Origin of the sequence: Cupriavidus sp. SIMBA_020, from assembly GCF_046535395.1 — a bacterium.
Lineage (GTDB): Bacteria > Pseudomonadota > Gammaproteobacteria > Burkholderiales > Burkholderiaceae > Cupriavidus > Cupriavidus campinensis.
In genome coordinates, this window is record NZ_JAWRWU010000522.1 from 1 (window position 1) to 274 (window position 274).

A 274-nucleotide genomic window follows, 5' to 3' on the forward strand; every position below is an offset into this window, starting at 1 on the left:
CGCTTGCCGCGACGATCACGAAGACCGGGAAGCCCGCGTGCCAGAACACCCACATCCACGCGGCGCTGTGGGGCCCCGCGCCGAGCAGGCCGCTGCGCGTGAACACGCCAGGAAACATCAGGAGCTGGAGCGCGACGGCGATGGCCGTGAACGCGTAGGCGCCGCCGAGCGCGCCGAGCATCGGCAGGCGCGTGGCCGCGAAACGCCCGCCGAGCAGAAAGGCGGCGATGCCCGACGTGGTGAAGACGGTGAGCGCGCACATCGGCATGAAGGG

Annotated in this window: 1 protein-coding gene; it reads right to left on the minus strand. The window is 71.5% G+C overall.

What is annotated here, in order from left to right:
* Positions 1–274, minus strand: a 274-nt coding sequence (locus SB751_RS30330; RefSeq protein WP_410749063.1) for an MASE4 domain-containing protein, incomplete at both ends; no start/stop codon positions are given.